This window comes from Pseudomonas sp. yb_5, assembly GCF_043103865.1.
GTDB classification, from domain to species: Bacteria; Pseudomonadota; Gammaproteobacteria; order Pseudomonadales; family Pseudomonadaceae; genus Aquipseudomonas; species Aquipseudomonas putida_Y.
This window is the reverse complement of sequence record NZ_JBICKE010000084.1, coordinates 76,615-91,681: the sequence shown is the minus strand read 5'-3', so window position 1 is coordinate 91,681 and position 15,067 is coordinate 76,615. Positions and strand designations below refer to the sequence as shown.

Below are 15,067 nucleotides of genomic sequence, written 5' to 3'. Positions count from 1 at the left end.
GGTGTGCGCATGAATGATCTGGCCAATTCCAACATGACCCAAAACTCCCAGCCCGTGCGCATTGATTTCAATACGCCCGAGTTGCAACGCAAGCGGCGCATGCGCGCGCTCAAGGACCGCCTGACCCGCTGGTACGTACTGGTAGGCGGGCTTGCCGTATTGGCGGCCATCACGCTGATCTTCTTCTACCTGGCTTATGTGGTGTTGCCACTGTTCCAGGGCGCCGAGCTGACCAGCAAGAAGGCCCTGGAGCCGACATGGCTGCAGCAGGATGCCGGTAAGCCACTGATGATCGCGCTTGAAGAGCAGAATCAGGTGGGGATGCGTGTTTCGGACAAGGGCCAGGCACTGTTCTTCGATACCAAGACCGGTAACGAACTCAAGCGTGTCGATCTGGCAGTGCCGGCGGACACCCAGGTTACTTCCATCAGTACTGACCAGCCGGGCAGCGCGCTGGTGGTACTGGGCTTGTCCAATGGTCAGGCCCTGGTGTTCCACCACACCTACAAGATCACCTACCCGGACAACAAGAAAACCATCACCCCTGGCATCGATTACCCGTACGGCGAGCAATCGTTCGTGCTCGACGAGCAGGGGCGTGCGCTGGACCATGTCAGCGTCAACGTCAATGGGGACACCCTGCTGCTGGCCGGCTCTACTGGTGCTCAGCTGCAGGTGGTCGAACTGACCCGCACGGAAAACATGATGACCGAAGAGGTCACCACCGAGCAGAACCGCATCGACCTGCCGCAAATGACCGAAACGGTGAAGAATATCTTCATCGACCCACGCCAGCACTGGCTGTATGTGATCAACGGTCGCGCCACGGCCGATGTGTTCAGCCTGCGCGACAAGAGCCTCAACGGCCGTTATAAGCTGTCTGAAAGCGCTGACACCGAAATTACCGCCACCGCCCAGCTGGTTGGTGGCATTTCGCTGATCATCGGTGACTCCAAGGGGGGGCTGGCCCAATGGTTCATGGCCCGTGACCCGGATGGCGAATCGCGCTTCAAGCAGATCCGTACCTTCCAGATGGGCAAGGCGCCAATCGTGCAGATCGACGCCGAAGAGCGCCGCAAGGGCTTCATCGCCCTGGACGCCGAAGGCAAACTGGGCGTGTTCCACAGCACTGCACACCGAACCCTGCTGGTTGAGCCGGCTGCCGAAGGCCCTGGCACGCTGGCCCTGTCGCCACGCGCCAACCGCATCATCATCGAAGAAGGCGGCAAGCTGTTGCCGTTGAGCCTGCGTAACCCGCACCCGGAAGTTTCGTTCAGCGCGCTGTGGGGCAAGGTGTGGTACGAGAACTATGACGAGCCGAAATACGTCTGGCAATCGACCGCTTCGAACACTGACTTCGAGCCCAAACTGAGCCTGTCGCCGCTGACCTTCGGTACCTTGAAGGCCGCGTTCTACGCCATGATCCTGGCTGCCCCGCTGGCCATTGCCGCAGCCATCTATACCGCCTACTTCATGGCCCCGCGCATGCGCCGCAAGGTCAAGCCAGTGATCGAGTTGATGGAAGCGATGCCGACGGTGATCCTTGGCTTCTTCGCCGGCCTGTTTTTGGCCCCGTACCTGGAAGGCCACCTGCCCGGTGTGTTCAGCCTGTTCCTGCTGATGCCGATCGGTATCCTGCTGGCCGGCTTTTTCTGGAGCCGACTGCCGGAGTCGATCCGCCTGCGTGTACCGGATGGTTGGGAAGCGGCGATCCTGATTCCGGTCATCCTGTTCACCGGCTGGTTCGCCCTGACCATGAGCCCGCATCTGGAAAGCTGGTTCTTCGGCGGCGACATGCGCCTGTGGATCACCAACGACTTGGGTATCACCTACGACCAGCGCAACGCCCTTGTAGTCGGTATCGCCATGGGCTTCGCGGTCATCCCGAACATCTACTCGATTGCCGAAGACGCCGTGTTCAGTGTGCCGCGCAGTCTGACCCTGGGCTCGCTGGCACTGGGCGCGACGCCTTGGCAGACGCTGACCCGCGTGGTCATCCTCACTGCCAGCCCGGGCATCTTCTCGGCGTTGATGATCGGCATGGGCCGTGCGGTAGGCGAGACCATGATCGTGCTGATGGCGACCGGCAACACACCGGTGATGGAGATGAACCTGTTCGAGGGCATGCGCACCCTGGCCGCCAACGTGGCTGTGGAAATGCCGGAATCGGAAGTCGGTGGCAGCCACTATCGCGTGCTGTTCCTGGCCGCCCTGGTGCTGCTGATGTTCACCTTCGTCATGAACACCTTGGCCGAGCTGATTCGCCAGCGTCTGCGCAAGAAATACTCGTCGCTTTGATAGAAAGGTAGCGATCCGTGAAAAAGGATTCCCTCAAAGGCTGGTTCAAGAGCGGCGCCCCAGGCGTCTGGATGAGCGGCGGTGCGGTGGCCATGGCCGTGATCATGACCGTCGGCCTGCTGGCGGTGATCGCCGTGCGTGGCCTGGGCCACTTCTGGCCAGCCGATCTTGTCCAGGCCACCTACAAGGTGCCGGGTCAGGCCGATCACGTCGTCATTGGTGAAGTGGTGCAGAAGGAGGAAGTACCCCGAGCTCGTCTGAAGGGGGCTGGCCTGCCGGTGCCTGACCAGGGGCCGGAGTTCATGACCCGAGAGCTGATCAAGGTGGGTAACCGCGACCTCAATGGTAGCGACTTCACCTGGGTGGTCGGCGACTGGCTGGTCGATGAGCAACACCCAGCCGACCTGATTGCCGTGGAACGCCGTGAGTGGGGCAATTTTTACGGCTACCTGGTCAGCGTCAAGGAAGAAGGCCGCGTAGTCGCTGAGGGGCCTGCCGCCTGGAACGAACTGCAGGCCCGTCTCAAACGCGCCAACCAGCTCAACAACGAGCTGCAAAGCCTCGAGAAGAAGGATATCGGGGCCATCAACCATGGCCTCGAGCGCCTGCGTTTGCAGGCGCGCAAGCTGGAGCTGGACGGCAAGCTGGACGCCGCCGCGCAAGCCGACATGGACGCCGACCGTGCCGAACTGAACAGCCGCTACAAGGCTATCGAAGACCGCCTGACTGGCCTGCACCAGGCCTTTGCCCGTGACAGCCTGGTGGCCCGCGATGCCAATGGCCGTGAAGTGGAAATCAACCTGAGCAAGGTGGTGCATGCCATTCAGCCGAACGGCATGTCGGCGCTCACCAAGTTGGGTACTTATTTCGGCAAGGTCTGGGAGTTCCTCAGCGACGACCCGCGTGAAGCCAACACCGAGGGCGGTATCTTCCCTGCCATCTTCGGTACTGTGATGATGACCTTGATCATGGCCGTGATCGTCACCCCGTTCGGCGTGCTGGCTGCCGTTTACCTGCGTGAATACGCCAGGCAGGGTCCGGTCACCCGGCTTATCCGCATTGCGGTGAACAACCTGGCCGGTGTTCCTGCGATCGTCTACGGTGTGTTCGGTCTGGGCTTCTTCGTCTACGTACTGGGTGGTTCGATCGACCGCCTGTTCTTCCCGGAAGCACTGCCGGCGCCGACGCTGGGTACTCCGGGGCTGCTGTGGGCATCGCTGACCCTGGCATTGCTGGCGGTGCCGGTGGTGATCGTGGCCACCGAAGAAGGCCTGGCGCGTATCCCGCGCACCGTGCGTGAAGGCTCGTTGGCGTTGGGTGCAACCAAGGCCGAGACCCTGTGGAAAATCGTCCTGCCCATGGCCAGTCCGGCCATGATGACCGGCATGATCCTTGCCGTGGCCCGTGCCGCCGGCGAAGTGGCGCCGCTGATGCTGGTGGGTGTGGTGAAGCTGGCGCCATCGCTGCCGGTGGATGGTAACTACCCGTATCTGCATCTGGACCAGAAGATCATGCACCTGGGCTTCCACATCTATGACGTCGGCTTCCAGAGCCCGAACGTCGAAGCCGCTCGGCCGCTGGTATACGCCACTGCGCTGCTGCTGGTGCTGGTAATCGCGACCCTCAACCTCTCTGCCGTGTGGATCCGCAACCACCTGCGCGAGAAGTACAAGGCGCTGGACAGCTGACCCTGATAGCAAGCGTGCCGCCCGTAAGCCGGGCGGGCCTTTGAAACGAATTGATAGCGTATGGAGTTGACCATGCAGCAAGATTCCCACACCCATGGCATCGACATGTCTGCCTTGGGCCGCAACAAGCAGAGCCTGCGCCTGGCTGAAGAAACCGTGGCCATCGAAGTGCCGGGCCTGAGCCTGTTCTATGGCGACAAGCAAGCGCTGTTCGACGTACAGATGAACATCCCAAAGCAGCGTGTGACCGCCTTCATCGGCCCGTCCGGCTGCGGCAAGTCGACCCTGCTGCGTACCTTCAACCGGATGAACGATCTGGTTGACGGTTGCCGTGTGGAAGGTGCCATCAACCTGTACGGCAACAATATTTACCGCAAAGGCGAAGACGTTGCCGAACTGCGCCGGCGTGTGGGCATGGTGTTCCAGAAGCCGAACCCGTTCCCCAAGACCATCTACGAGAACGTGGTCTACGGCCTGCGCATCCAGGGCATCAACAAGAAGCGCGTGCTCGATGAAGCCGTCGAGTGGGCGTTGAAGGGCGCCGCCTTGTGGGACGAGGTCAAGGATCGCCTGCACGAGTCGGCGCTGGGCCTGTCCGGTGGCCAGCAGCAGCGTCTGGTCATCGCCCGTACCATTGCCGTGGAGCCGGAGGTGTTGCTGCTTGACGAGCCGTGCTCGGCGCTGGACCCGATCTCGACCTTGAAGGTCGAAGAACTGATCTACGAATTGAAATCCAAGTACACCATCGTCATCGTGACCCACAACATGCAGCAGGCGGCGCGTGTTTCGGACTACACCGCGTTCATGTACATGGGCAAGCTGGTCGAATTCGGGGATACCGATACCCTGTTCACCAACCCGGCGAAGAAGCAGACCGAAGACTACATCACCGGTCGCTACGGCTAAGCGCCGCTCGCGAAACAGGCACCTCGGTGTCTGGCACCGGGGTTGCCGGTGTTCGCGGGTGAACCCGCTCCTACAGGGCCGCGCTACCAAAGGACAAAAAGATGATCAACAAAGATAGCCTTACCCATCACATTTCCCAGCAGTTCAACGCCGAGCTCGAAGAGGTGCGTAGCCACCTGCTGGCCATGGGCGGGCTGGTGGAAAAGCAGGTCAACGACGCGGTTACCGCGCTGATCGAAGCCGACTCTGGTCTGGCCCAGCAGGTGCGCGAAGTCGATGAGCAGATCAACCAGATGGAGCGCAACATCGACGAGGAGTGCTTGCGCATCCTCGCTCGCCGACAGCCGGCGGCCTCCGACCTGCGCCTGATCATCAGCATTTCCAAGTCGGTGATCGACCTGGAACGCATCGGTGACGAGTCGACCAAGATCGCCCGCCGCGCCATCCAGCTGTGCGAAGAGGGCGAGTCGCCGCGAGGTTATGTCGAGGTGCGCCACATCGGCGACCAGGTGCGCAACATGGTCCGTGATGCGCTGGACGCCTTTGCCCGCTTCGACGCCGACCTGGCGCTGTCGGTGGCCCAGTACGACAAGACCATCGACCGCGAGTACAAGACCGCGCTGCGTGAGCTGGTGACCTACATGATGGAAGACCCGCGCTCTATCTCGCGGGTGCTGAGCGTGATCTGGGTGCTGCGTTCACTGGAGCGTATTGGCGACCATGCGCGCAACATCTCCGAACTGGTGATCTACCTGGTGCGCGGCACCGATGTGCGCCACATGGGGCTCAAGCGCATGACGGCAGAGGTGCAGGGCACTGCTGTCGCCAACGGCGAAAAGGCTAATGTTCCGGGCGAATCTGACGATAAGTAAGGTTGCTCCCGAGCATCGACGCCCGGCCTTGGCCGGGCGTTTTCGTTTGCGGTCGAGAGCCGGCAGGCACCCGCGAACGATGTGAAGAGGTCCCGGCGTGACCAGGTTGTAGCAAGTGGCCATCATTGGCAGTAGGCTAGACGGGATTCGTAAGGAGTATCGATGAGTAAAGTGAATGTGCTGGTCGTGGATGACGCCCCGTTTATCCGTGATCTGGTCCGCAAGTGTCTGCGCAATGCCTTCCCGGGTATGGCCATCGACGACGCGGTCAACGGTCGCAAGGCCATGGCCATGCTCGGCAAGGAAGCGTTCGACCTGGTCCTGTGCGACTGGGAAATGCCGGAAATGTCAGGCCTGGAACTGCTTACCTGGTGCCGTCAGCAGCCTGCACTGAAAAATCTGCAGTTCATCATGGTGACCAGCCGTGGTGACAAGGAAAACGTCATTCAGGCGATCCAGGCGGGCGTTTCCGATTTTGTAGGCAAGCCGTTCACCAACGAGCAACTGCTGACCAAGGTAAAGAAAGCCCTGACCAAGATCGGCAAGCTCGACAGCCTGATGGCCATCGGCCCGGCACGAGCCAATTCGGCGTTTGCCAACGATTCGTTGAACGCGCTGACTGCGGGCAAGCCGGAAGCGGTCAAGGTTGCGGCGCCAGCGCCGGCGTCGGCCAAGCCTTTGGTCGCGGCTCCTGCACCTGCTGCCCCCGCGCCGAGCGGTCGTGGCCAGGGCCAGCTGCGCCTGGCCAGTGGTACGCAGCCATGTGTGATCAAGGCGTTGAGCCTGAAAGAGGCACTGCTGGTGGTACGCCGCAGCGAAGCGCTGCCACAGGTGCTGGAAGGTGCGGTGCTGGACCTGGAGCAGGGCGAAAGTGCCGAAGTCGCTCGCCTGAACGGCTACCTGCATGCTGTCGCGGCGCTGGAGCCAAAACCAGACAGTGACTGGTTGCAGTTGACGTTCAAGTTTGTCGACCAGGATGCCCAGAAGCTCGACTACCTTTCTCGGTTGATCGCCCGCGGCACTGCGCAGAAGCACTTCACACCTGGTGGCTGACCCCGGCCCCGCGCCATGCTTTTGGCAGGAGCAGCACAAGGTGCTCCTGGCAAAAGCTCGCGTCGCCCATCCGACCAGCTGCAATACCGACCGTAAAACCCGCTGCTAGGCTTCGACAGATCATAACTGTCAAAAAGCCACTATCATGCCCGCCCGCCTGCTGCTGTTCTGTGCATTGCTCATGGCCTCAGCGTCGAGCCAGGGCGTGACGCTCTACAAGATCACCGACGATTCCGGTGTCATCTCCTATTCCGACCGGCCTGGCCCCGGCGCCAAGCCCTTGGTGCTGCGCGAGCCCATGGTCGAAACGCTCGAAGGCCAAGTGCGGCTGAATGCGAAAACCTTCGACGGTGGCGTGAGCTTTTCCGCACGTAACGAGCTGCATGTGCCGGTAGAGGTAGAGTTGCGGCTGGACAACCTGGTCAACGCACAAGGCGGCGATGCCCCGCGTATCGTGCGCCGGCTGCTGCCGCCGCGCAGCACGCAGATGCTCAGTGTGCTCAGGGGGCGGCCCGGGCTGCTGCTGAACTACCGTTCGACCCTGCTGCAGGCCATGGGTGACCCGGGCAAACGGCCCCAGGGCTTCCGCTATGCGTTCCCGTGGATTGGCGGGCCGTTCCGTGTCACTCAGGGCCCCAATGGTCGCGTCAGTCATTTTGGACCCAAAGGGCGCTACGCCATGGATATCGCCATGCCCGAAGGCACCACCATCATCGCGGCGCGGGAAGGGGTGGTGGTGAAGACGGAGAACAGCCAGAGCGGGCGCGGCCCCAACCCCTCGGGTAACTTTGTCAGGATTTTGCACCCCGATGGCACCATGGGCGTATACCTTCACCTGATGCGCGGTTCGGTGGTGGTGGCGGAGGGGCAACGGGTACGGCAGGGCCAGATGCTGGCCAAGTCGGGCAATACCGGCAACAGCACTGGGCCGCACCTGCATTTTGTGGTGCAGCGCAATGTGGGGTTGGCGCTGGAGTCGATACCTTACCGCTTCGACAGGCCGATCAGCGGGATGCCGGATTTCACTGCCGGCAACCCCTGAGCGATTTGGCCATCAATCCAGCTTCAGCACCTTGGCCAGTACGATCTTGGGCCCTTTCATCTTCTTGATGATGATGCGCAGCCCTTCGACCTCCAGCGACTCCTCTTCTTCAGGCACGCGCTTGAGCGTTTCGTAAATCAGCCCGGCCAAGGTTTCTGCCTCGATGTGGTCAAGGTCGATACCCAGCAAGCGCTCGACCTTGAACAGGGGGGTGTCGCCGCGCACCAGCAGCTTGCCCGGCTGGTAGGCGAGAATGCCACGCTCGGTCTTGCGGTGTTCGTCCTGGATGTCGCCTACCAGCACTTCCAGCACGTCTTCCATGGTCAGGTAGCCGATCACCTTGCCATCGGCTTCCTCGACCAGCACGAAGTGCGCTCCGCCCTTACGGAACTGCTCCAGCAACTGGGCCAGCGGCATGTGCCGCGACACGCGTTCGAGTGGCCGGGCAAGGTCCTCCAGGTCGATGGTCTCTGGCAAGTGCTCCAGCTCAGCCAGCTCCAGCAGCAGGTCCTTGATGTGCAACAGACCGGTGAATTCTTCGCGCTCGGCGTCGTACACCGGGTAGCGGCTGAACTTGTGGCGGCGCACCAGGGCCAGGATCTGCTTCAGAGGCGCATGAGCGTCGATGCTGATCATGTCCTCACGCGAGTTGGCCCAGTCGACCACTTCCAGCTCGCCCATTTCCACGGCCGAGGCCAGCACGCGCATGCCTTGGTCGCTTGGGTCCTGGCCACGGCTGGAGTGCAGGATCAGCTTGAGCTCTTCGCGGCTGTAGTGGTGTTCGTGGTGCGGGCCAGGCTCGCCCTGGCCCGCAATGCGCAGGATGGTGTTGGCACTGGCATTGAGCAGGTAGATGGCCGGGTACATCGCCCAGTAGAACAGGTACAGCGGCACGGCAGTCCACAGCGACAGCAGCTCTGGCTTGCGGATAGCCCAGGACTTGGGTGCCAGCTCGCCGACCACGATGTGCAGGTACGAGATGACGAAGAAGGCGACGAAGAACGAGATGCCCTTGATCAGCTCGGCGCTGTCCACGCCGAAATAGGCCAGCAATGGCTCCAGCAGGTGGGCGAAGGCGGGCTCACCCACCCAGCCCAGGCCCAGCGAGGCGAGGGTGATGCCCAACTGGCAGGCCGACAGGTAGGCGTCGAGCTGGTTGTGAACCTTGCGCAGGATGTTGCCGCGCCAGCCGTGCTTTTCGGCGATGGCCTCTACGCGTGTGGCGCGCAGCTTGACCATGGCGAACTCCGCAGCAACGAAGAAGCCGTTGAGCAGCACCAGCAGGAAGGCAAAAATGATCATGCCGAAATCGGCGAATAACGAGGTGAGGCTGATACCAGAAGAAGGGTCCATGATGGAGTTTTTACGGGGTCCGTCTTTGAGATAGAGAGAAAAAAAGTGCCAGCTTTTGCTGGCACGGGGAATCCAATGTAGCGGCTGGGGCCGTAAAAGCAAAGGGCAGCGGACTCATTGCGGTCCAAGTGGCAGCAGGCATGCCCGCGAAGGGCTGCGCCGCAGCCCCAATCTCAAGCCTTTTCGTTGGCCAATTGTGCTGGCGGAAAGTGGCAGGTGAAGGTGCTGCCATGCCCCGGTACACTGCTGATTTCCAGCTTGCCGCGGTGCCGCATCAGCACATGCTTGACGATTGCGAGCCCCAACCCGGTACCGCCGGTATTCGATGCACGGCTGGAGTCTACCCGGTAGAAACGCTCGGTCAGGCGTGGCAAGTGCTTGGCATCGATGCCCACCCCCGAGTCCTGCACCGACAGGTGAGCGCCCTGGGCATCGACCCACCAGCGGATACGGATGTTGCCTTCGTCCTGGGTGTACTTGACTGCATTGAACACCAGATTGGAAAAGGCACTGCGCAGTTCCGACTCGCTGCCCTTCAGCTTCAGGCCGGGCGCAGCTTCCAGGCTGATGCGCTGGTTGCGCGGCCCGGACAGGGCCTGGGCGTCGTTCTTGATGGCGGCGAGCAGGGCATCGACTGCCACCGGCTGGTTGTCCGATGGGTAATCGGTAGCTTCCAGTTTGGCCAACAGCAACAAGTCGTTGAGCAGGGTTTGCATGCGCGAGCCTTGCTGGCTCATCTGCTGCAGGGCGCGGCTCCACCGTGGGTTCACGTCTTCGACGTTGTCCAGCAGGGTTTCCAGGTAGCCGGTGATTACCGTCAGCGGCGTGCGCAGCTCGTGGGACACGTTGGCGACGAAGTCCTTGCGCATCTGTTCCAGCTGGTGGATGCGGGTGACATCGCGCACCAGCATCAGGTGTTCATTGTTGCCGTAGCGGGTGATGTGCAACTGCACGCGCATGCGGTCATTGATCGGCGAAGGGATTTCCAGCGGTTCGAGGTAGTTTTCTGCCTCGAAGTACTCTTTGAAGAGCGGGTGGCGCACCAGATTGGTCACCTGCTGGCCGCCGTCCTGTGGGGTCTTGAAGCCCAGCAGGGTCTCGGCGGCGCGGTTCCACCATTCCAGGTTGCCGTCGCTGTCGAGCATGATCACCGCGTCACGCAGCGCGGCGGTGGACTCCTGCACCCGGTCGATCACTGCCTGCAGGCGGCCGCGCACACGCTGGTCGCGGCGTTGCAGGTGGTAGATGCTATCGAACACCTCGCCCCACAGGCCGTAGCCATCGGGCGGTGCTTCGTCAGGTTGGTGATTGCGCAGCCAGTCGTGCAAGCGCAGCAATTGCTTGAGGGTCCAGCCCAGATAGAGCGCCAGGCCAATGGCCAGGCTCCAGCCGTAGTAGCCGCTGACCAGCCCGCCGATCAGGCAGACGGTAATCAGCAACAGCAGATGGCGAATCAGGGTTGCGTGCCAGTTCTGGTTCAATTGACGGTCCTTGTACAACGACGTGCAGCTTGGCGCTCTGGAACTCGATCAGCTCTTGGTCGAGAAGCGGTAGCCAGTGCCCCGGACGGTTTGTACCAGATTCTCGTAAGCTTCACCCAGTGCCTTGCGCAAGCGACGGATGTGCACGTCGACGGTACGTTCCTCGACATAGACGTTGCCGCCCCACACCTGGTCCAGCAGTTGGCCTCGGGTATAGGCGCGCTCCTGGTGGGTCATGAAAAACTGCAGCAGGCGGTATTCGGTAGGGCCCATCTCGGCCGGCTTGCCGTCGATGGTCACGCGGTGGCTGATCGGATCGAGCAGCAGGCCGCCGACCTCGATCGGCGCCTCGCTGTCGCTCGGGCCAGTGCGGCGCAGCACGGCTTTCAGTCGCGCCACCAGTTCACGCGGCGAGAACGGCTTGGTGATGTAGTCGTCGGCGCCCACTTCCAGGCCCTGGATCTTGTTGTCCTCTTCACCCTTGGCGGTGAGCATGATGATCGGGATATCACCGGTCAGCTCGTCGCGCTTCAGGCGACGGGCCAGCTCGATGCCGGAGGTGCCCGGCAACATCCAGTCGAGCAGGATCAGGTCCGGTTTGCGGTCGACGATGATCGCATGGGCCTGTTGCGAGTTTTCCGCTTCCAGGCAGTCATAGCCGGCCATTTCCAGGGCAACGGCGATCATCTCGCGAATGGGCGCTTCGTCGTCGACGATCAGAATGTTCCTGCCTACCATGCTCAAAACCTCTCCTGGATTCGGTGTCTTGGCCCGCATTAGATAACGGAATTATTGCAGCTGTGTGACAGGGTGTTGGCCGTTCTGGCGACATTCCGTGACTGAACTAGGCTACAGAGGGCCGCCGTAATGGCAACCCGAACTCATTTCCCCCGAAACAATGGTGAATCCAATGACACGACATACGCTGAGCTGGATGGCCCTTTTCACTGCGCTGGCGCTCCCGGGGGTGGCGTTGGCCCACCATGCCATGGAGAAGGACGGCATGTGGGTCGATCATGCCGGCATGACCCTGTACACCTTTGACAAGGATGCGGGTGGCAAGTCGATGTGCAATGGCGATTGCGCCAAGAACTGGCCACCGTTGATGGTCAAGAAAGAAGACGAAGCACCGAAGGATAAATGGACCCATGTAACGCGTGACGACGGTTCGATGCAGTGGGCTTACGACGGCAAGCCGCTGTATACCTTCATCAAGGACAAGAAGGCCGGCGACATGACCGGTGACGGCGTGAAAGACGTCTGGCACGTTGCCAAGCCTTGAGATAGCCGGGGCCGCACAGCGGCCCCAAAACACTCAGCGCAACGCGTAATCCAGCACCACCCCGATAAACACCAGCAACCCAGCCCAGTGATTGTGCAGAAACGCCTTGAAGCACGATTCCCGGTCCAGCTTGCGCGTCGACCAGTATTCCCAGGCAAAGCACGCCGCCGCACCCAGCAACCCGAGGTGGAACCAGCCACCCAGATCGAAGCGGCTACCGGCCAGCAACAGGCAGCCCAGCGACAGCAACTGCAGGGTCAGGATGATGCTGCGATCGGCGTCGCCGAACAGGATCGCGGTCGATTTCACGCCAATCTTCAGGTCGTCATCGCGGTCGACCATGGCGTAGTAGGTGTCATAACCCACCGTCCACAGCAGGTTGGCGATATACAGCAGCCAGGCACTGGCCGGCAGGTCACCACCGGCCGCCGTGAACGCCATCGGAATGCCCCACGAATACGCCGCTCCCAGCACCACCTGCGGGTAGTAGGTGTAGCGCTTCATGAACGGGTAGCAGAACGCCAACGCCACCGCCCCGAATGACAGCCAGACGGTTCGGCTGTTGGTGCACAGCACCAGCAGGAAACTCACTCCTACCAGAATCGCGAACAGTGTCAGCGCCTCGCGTGGCCGCACTCGGCCACTGGCCAGGGGCCGGTCGGCGGTACGCTTGACGTGGCCGTCAACCTTGCGGTCGGCAAAGTCGTTGATACAGCAGCCGGCCGCGCGCATCAGCACCACACCAAGGCCGAAGATGAGCACATTGGCCAGTGTTGGTGACCCGTTGCCGGCAATCCACACTGCCGACAGGGTCGGCCACAGCAGCAGGTAGATGCCTATCGGCCGGTCCATGCGGCTGAGCTGGACGAAGTCCCAGGCCCGCGGGTGCAGGCGGTTGAGCGACTTGAGCAGTTGCAGGTACATCAGCGGTTTTCCTCCTTGGCCGCTTGCCACAATGCCGGCAGAAACACTTCTGCCACCAGCAGGTCCAGGCCGTTGCGCTCGAAGCGCGAGCGGCGGCCCCACAGCGCCGCATGTGCAGCTTCGGACGGTAGCCAGGCCTGTGGATAACTGCACACTTCGAGTGGATGACGGATGAACGCCTGGTCGCAGAACAGCAGCTCGCCCAGCGAGCGGCTGCCCAAGGTTTCCAGGTCCAGTCCTCCGCGTTCCAGGGCGCTGCGGCTGGCCACGCTGCGGGCGAATACCCAAGGTTGGCCATGGCCGCGCAGATACACTTCGCGCACCCAGCCTTCGGCGCCGGCAGCGATGCCCAGCGCCTGGCATTCGTCATCGCGCAGCGGCTGCCAGCCTTCGAACAGCGGGGTGACGGAAAAGTGATCGATGGACAGACGGGTCAGGCGGCGGGTCAGCGAGCCCTCGTCGAACAGCCAGTCAAGGGTGGGCTGGTCGATGTCGGTCGCCAGTTGTGAATACGGCAGCCACGCGACAGCGGCTGCTTGCGGGGATTCGTACGACACGTCGGTATGCTTTGTTACAGCCAGAGAGGCGGCGAGCTTAGCATGATTGCCCCAACTGCTTGCATACTGCCGGCAGGGCCGCTACAAAGCCCCCACGAATTGAGCACTGGCCCCATTCGCGGTCGCTGCAGGAGCGGGCTTACCCGCGAAGAGACCATCAGCAGCACAAGCCCCAGCCTGAACCGAGGAAATAGACCTGATGAAAAAGTGGCAATGTATTGTCTGTGGCCTGATCTACGACGAAGCCGAAGGCTGGCCCGACGACGGCATCGCCCCCGGGACCCGTTGGGAGGATGTACCTGAAGACTGGCTGTGCCCCGACTGCGGCGTCGGCAAAAGCGACTTTGAAATGATCTCCATCGGTTAATCGAGGAAAGCACGACATGACGTCCCCTGTGGTAATCATCGGTACCGGCCTTGCGGGCTACAACCTGGCCCGTGAATTTCGCAAGCTCGATGCGCAGACGCCGTTGTTGCTGATCACCGCCGACGATGGTCGCTCTTACTCCAAGCCGATGCTTTCCATGGGCTTTGCCAAGCAGAAGGACGCCGACGGCCTGTGCATGGCTGAGCCGGGCGCCATGGCCGAGCAACTGAACGCCGAGATCCGTACTCATACCCGCATCAGCGGCATCGACCCGGGCCACAAGCGGCTGTGGATCGGCGAAGAGACCGTGGAGTACCGCGACCTGGTGCTGGCCTGGGGGGCGCAGACCGTGCAGGTGCCGATCGAGGGTGATGGCGGCCATCTGGTGTTCCCGATCAACGACCTGGAAGACTACGCGCGCTTCCGTGCTGCCGCCGCTGGCAAGCAGCGTGTACTGATCCTCGGTGCCGGCCTTATCGGCTGCGAATTCGCAAACGACATGAGCCTGGGCGGCTTCAAGGTTGACGTCGTGGCGCCGTGTGAACAGGTCATGCCGACCCTGCTGCACCCGGCCGCTGCGGCGGCAGTGCAGGGTGGGCTGGAGGGCCTGGGTGTGCGCTTCCACTTGGGGCCGGTGCTGACTCGCCTGCAGCAGGTAACCCAAGGCCTCGAGGCGCACCTGTCGGACGGCAGCGTGATTGCCTGCGACCTGGTGGTTTCGGCCATCGGCCTGCGCCCACGTACCGACCTGGCTGCCGCGGCCGGCCTGCAGACCAACCGTGGCGTAAGCGTAGACCGCGAGCTACGTACTTCACACGCAAACATCTTCGCCCTTGGCGACTGTGCCGAAGTCGATGGCATCAACCTGCTGTACGTGATGCCGCTGATGAGCTGTGCCCGGGCGCTGGCGCAAACCTTGGCCGGCAAGCCGACGGCAGTTTCCTACGGGCCGATGCCTATCACCGTGAAAACCCCGGCGTGTCCGCTGGTGGTCTCGCCAGCGCCACAGGGCTGCGAAGGCATCTGGCAGGTAGAGGGGCAGGGCAGTGACCTCAAGGTGCTCTGCCTTGATGCCGACGGCAAGCTGCTGGGCTACGCCCTTACCGGGACGGCGGTGATGGAGAAGCTGGCGCTGAATCGTCAGTTGCCACCGGTTATGGCGTAAATAGCGCGCGTTCTGTCGGATTTATCCTGTTGTTGCCTGCACAATGGCCGCCCAGATACTGGCGCGGCCCCTGAGCTCG

Annotated in this window: 14 protein-coding genes; 9 read left to right on the top strand and 5 right to left on the bottom strand. The window is 62.0% G+C overall.

What is annotated here, in order from left to right:
* The first annotated feature begins 9 nt into the window (after positions 1–9).
* The 6 genes from ACF8GF_RS14215 (at position 10) to ACF8GF_RS14190 (ending at position 7,859) form a co-directional block, all read left to right on the top strand.
* Complete coding sequence (locus ACF8GF_RS14215; RefSeq protein WP_176682908.1) at positions 10–2,298, top strand: ABC transporter permease subunit; 2,289 nt, start codon at positions 10–12, stop codon at positions 2,296–2,298.
* Between the two features lie 71 nt (positions 2,299–2,369).
* Positions 2,370–3,986 carry a phosphate ABC transporter permease PstA gene (gene pstA / locus ACF8GF_RS14210; protein ID WP_176683051.1) on the top strand — a complete coding sequence of 539 codons (1,617 nt, stop codon included), beginning with the start codon at positions 2,370–2,372 and terminating at the stop codon, positions 3,984–3,986.
* 72 nt (positions 3,987–4,058) lie between these two features.
* A complete protein-coding gene (gene pstB / locus ACF8GF_RS14205; RefSeq protein ID WP_021785270.1) occupies positions 4,059–4,892 on the top strand; it encodes a phosphate ABC transporter ATP-binding protein PstB in 834 nt (277 codons plus the stop codon).
* 101 nt (positions 4,893–4,993) lie between these two features.
* Positions 4,994–5,764 (top strand): phosphate signaling complex protein PhoU, encoded by a 771-nt coding sequence (gene phoU / locus ACF8GF_RS14200; RefSeq protein ID WP_021785269.1) that lies wholly within the window; start codon positions 4,994–4,996, stop codon positions 5,762–5,764.
* A gap of 162 nt (positions 5,765–5,926) precedes the next feature.
* Positions 5,927–6,817, top strand: a complete 891-nt coding sequence (locus tag ACF8GF_RS14195) for a response regulator (protein ID WP_176682906.1) — start codon at positions 5,927–5,929, stop codon at positions 6,815–6,817.
* A gap of 145 nt (positions 6,818–6,962) precedes the next feature.
* Positions 6,963–7,859 (top strand): peptidoglycan DD-metalloendopeptidase family protein, encoded by an 897-nt coding sequence (locus ACF8GF_RS14190; protein WP_176682905.1) that lies wholly within the window; start codon positions 6,963–6,965, stop codon positions 7,857–7,859.
* 12 nt (positions 7,860–7,871) lie between these two features.
* On the opposite strand, the gene ACF8GF_RS14185 is transcribed toward ACF8GF_RS14190, so the two are convergent.
* The 3 genes from ACF8GF_RS14185 to phoB form a co-directional block, all read right to left on the bottom strand.
* Positions 7,872–9,212, bottom strand: coding sequence for a hemolysin family protein (locus ACF8GF_RS14185; protein WP_176682904.1), 1,341 nt, complete (start codon positions 9,210–9,212; stop codon positions 7,872–7,874).
* A 173-nt stretch (positions 9,213–9,385) separates the two neighbouring features.
* Positions 9,386–10,693, bottom strand: a complete 1,308-nt coding sequence (gene phoR, locus ACF8GF_RS14180) for a phosphate regulon sensor histidine kinase PhoR (protein WP_176682903.1) — start codon at positions 10,691–10,693, stop codon at positions 9,386–9,388.
* Between the two features lie 48 nt (positions 10,694–10,741).
* Positions 10,742–11,431 carry a phosphate regulon transcriptional regulator PhoB gene (gene phoB, locus ACF8GF_RS14175; RefSeq protein ID WP_003253341.1) on the bottom strand — a complete coding sequence of 230 codons (690 nt, stop codon included), beginning with the start codon at positions 11,429–11,431 and terminating at the stop codon, positions 10,742–10,744.
* 172 nt (positions 11,432–11,603) lie between these two features.
* Between phoB and ACF8GF_RS14170 the strand changes: the two genes are divergently transcribed.
* Positions 11,604–11,975 (top strand): hypothetical protein, encoded by a 372-nt coding sequence (locus tag ACF8GF_RS14170; RefSeq protein WP_176682902.1) that lies wholly within the window; start codon positions 11,604–11,606, stop codon positions 11,973–11,975.
* A gap of 33 nt (positions 11,976–12,008) precedes the next feature.
* On the opposite strand, the gene ubiA is transcribed toward ACF8GF_RS14170, so the two are convergent.
* Together ubiA and ACF8GF_RS14160 are read right to left on the bottom strand one after the other, a co-directional pair.
* Positions 12,009–12,899, bottom strand: coding sequence for a 4-hydroxybenzoate octaprenyltransferase (gene ubiA / locus ACF8GF_RS14165; RefSeq protein ID WP_176682901.1), 891 nt, complete (start codon positions 12,897–12,899; stop codon positions 12,009–12,011).
* On the bottom strand, positions 12,899–13,456 hold the full coding sequence (locus ACF8GF_RS14160) for a chorismate lyase (RefSeq protein WP_176682900.1): 558 nt from the start codon (positions 13,454–13,456) through the stop codon (positions 12,899–12,901). Before ACF8GF_RS14160 ends, ubiA begins: the two co-directional genes overlap by 1 nt.
* A 199-nt stretch (positions 13,457–13,655) precedes the next feature.
* On the opposite strand from ACF8GF_RS14160, the gene ACF8GF_RS14155 reads away from it, so the two are divergent.
* Positions 13,656–13,823, top strand: coding sequence for a rubredoxin (locus tag ACF8GF_RS14155; protein WP_003253349.1), 168 nt, complete (start codon positions 13,656–13,658; stop codon positions 13,821–13,823).
* 16 nt (positions 13,824–13,839) lie between these two features.
* On the top strand, positions 13,840–14,988 hold the full coding sequence (locus ACF8GF_RS14150) for an NAD(P)/FAD-dependent oxidoreductase (protein ID WP_176682899.1): 1,149 nt from the start codon (positions 13,840–13,842) through the stop codon (positions 14,986–14,988).
* Positions 14,989–15,067 lie beyond the last annotated feature (79 nt).

Coding starts and splice junctions, on each gene's coding strand:
- ACF8GF_RS14215 (WP_176682908.1), top strand. CDS start 10: ATGAATGATCTGGCCAATTCCAACATGACCCAAAACTCCCAGCCCGTG.
- pstA (WP_176683051.1), top strand. CDS start 2,370: ATGAGCGGCGGTGCGGTGGCCATGGCCGTGATCATGACCGTCGGCCTG.
- pstB (WP_021785270.1), top strand. CDS start 4,059: ATGCAGCAAGATTCCCACACCCATGGCATCGACATGTCTGCCTTGGGC.
- phoU (WP_021785269.1), top strand. CDS start 4,994: ATGATCAACAAAGATAGCCTTACCCATCACATTTCCCAGCAGTTCAAC.
- ACF8GF_RS14195 (WP_176682906.1), top strand. CDS start 5,927: ATGAGTAAAGTGAATGTGCTGGTCGTGGATGACGCCCCGTTTATCCGT.
- ACF8GF_RS14190 (WP_176682905.1), top strand. CDS start 6,963: ATGCCCGCCCGCCTGCTGCTGTTCTGTGCATTGCTCATGGCCTCAGCG.
- ACF8GF_RS14185 (WP_176682904.1), bottom strand. CDS start 9,212: ATGGACCCTTCTTCTGGTATCAGCCTCACCTCGTTATTCGCCGATTTC.
- phoB (WP_003253341.1), bottom strand. CDS start 11,431: ATGGTAGGCAGGAACATTCTGATCGTCGACGACGAAGCGCCCATTCGC.
- ACF8GF_RS14170 (WP_176682902.1), top strand. CDS start 11,604: ATGACACGACATACGCTGAGCTGGATGGCCCTTTTCACTGCGCTGGCG.
- ubiA (WP_176682901.1), bottom strand. CDS start 12,899: ATGTACCTGCAACTGCTCAAGTCGCTCAACCGCCTGCACCCGCGGGCC.
- ACF8GF_RS14155 (WP_003253349.1), top strand. CDS start 13,656: ATGAAAAAGTGGCAATGTATTGTCTGTGGCCTGATCTACGACGAAGCC.
- ACF8GF_RS14150 (WP_176682899.1), top strand. CDS start 13,840: ATGACGTCCCCTGTGGTAATCATCGGTACCGGCCTTGCGGGCTACAAC.